We start from the raw sequence: 601 nt of genomic DNA on the forward strand, positions 1-601 counted from the left end.
GTCTCGGGCAGAGCGACAAAAGTCACGCCCGATGCCGCGTCGGCGAACTGCACGGGATTATCCGCGCCGACGCCCTCCAGCTTGGCGCTGTCAAGCGGCTGAACGTACGCCGAGCCGCTGCCGGACTTGATCATGATGTAATCGGTGCCGTTGCGGTGGTTCGCGCCCGTCTTCTCGCCGCTGGCGTCGATGCGGAAGATGCCGCCGTCGGTCGCGAGGTTGTAGATGGTCAGCTCGTTGACCGTCAGCGCGGCGTCGGTGTGTTTGTTCAATCCGTGCATGTTGACGATGCCGCCGCGATGCAGCGTGATGGCGCTGATCACCGCCGCGCGAGAATCGCCCGCGCCGCCGTCGCCGATGGGCATGATGTCGGGCACCCACTGCGCGCCGTCGGCAAGGCTGAGGGACAGACGGCTGGTCGGTCTCAGGTCGCCGTATGTGTGGGTCGTCTTGTCGTACTCCACGCCGCCGACTTCGGAACCGTACCAGAACGAATCGGCGCCGCTCAGAGCCGCGTTGACGGTGCCATCTTTGACGTCGATATTGCCGAGGATCTGAACGACGTTGTTCGGATCGAGGATCTCCGTCGTGCCGGGTTTGA

1 protein-coding gene is annotated in these 601 nt (G+C 64.4%); it reads right to left on the reverse strand.

Annotation, left to right across the window (positions count from 1 at the left end; translation table 11 throughout):
* Nucleotides 1-601: hypothetical protein (locus D7D26_RS12415; RefSeq protein ID WP_199674794.1), on the reverse strand; the 601-nt coding region annotated here is incomplete at both ends.

It is taken from the genome of Pyramidobacter sp. CG50-2 (assembly GCF_003612005.1).
Classification (GTDB): domain Bacteria; phylum Synergistota; class Synergistia; order Synergistales; family Dethiosulfovibrionaceae; genus Pyramidobacter.